Raw genomic sequence first — 680 nt, 5'->3', positions numbered from 1 at the left:
CAGTGCGGCGACAGCGTCAAGATCACTGACATCGATGTCGCTGCGGTGCGGCGCATGCACCTCACCGAAGGGAGCGAAGCTGCGTTGCAACTCAAATCCGACCTGGCCATTGCCCCCCAGAATCAGAATGCGACCATAGCGATGGGAAGTCGTCATCATCAGCTCCCGGTGCCCAGACGTTCACCACGATAGCTGCCATCCTGCACGCGCTGCCACCAGCTCTCATTGGCCAGATACCACTCGACCGTCTTGCGCAGGCCTGTCTCGAAGGTTTCCTGTGGCACCCAGCCCAGCTCGCATTCGATCTTGGCGGCATCGATGGCATAGCGCACATCGTGGCCGGGCCGATCCGTCACGTAACTGATCAGGTCTTCGTACTTGGCAATGCCAGCGGGTTTCTCGGGTACCAGCTCTTCCAGCAATGCACACAATGTCTTGACGACTTCGATGTTCTGCTTCTCGTTATGACCACCGATGTTGTACGTCTCGGCGATCTTACCTTCGGTGGCGACCTTGATCAGCGCCCGGGCGTGGTCTTCCACATACAACCAGTCACGCACCTGCTTGCCATCGCCATACACCGGCAACGACTTGCCTGCCAGAGCATTCAGGATCATCAGCGGGATGAGCTTCTCAGGGAAATGGTACGGGCCGTAGTTGTTGGAGCAGTTGGTCACCAA

Annotated in this window: 2 protein-coding genes; both read right to left on the bottom strand. The window is 58.1% G+C overall.

Annotation, left to right across the window (positions count from 1 at the left end; translation table 11 throughout):
* On the bottom strand, nt 1-156 hold a 156-nt coding region (locus QQF40_RS17000; RefSeq protein WP_285462032.1), incomplete at its 3' end, for a sugar nucleotide-binding protein.
* 2 nt (nt 157-158) lie between these two features.
* A partial coding sequence (locus QQF40_RS16995) for a GDP-mannose 4,6-dehydratase (RefSeq protein WP_285462031.1) occupies nt 159-680 on the bottom strand: 522 nt, incomplete at its 5' end.

Source organism: Cobetia sp. LC6 (assembly GCF_030264805.1).
In the GTDB taxonomy this organism is placed as follows: Bacteria; Pseudomonadota; Gammaproteobacteria; order Pseudomonadales; family Halomonadaceae; genus Cobetia.
The sequence above is the reverse complement of the archived record's forward strand: the minus strand, read 5'-3'. Positions and strand labels throughout refer to the sequence as shown.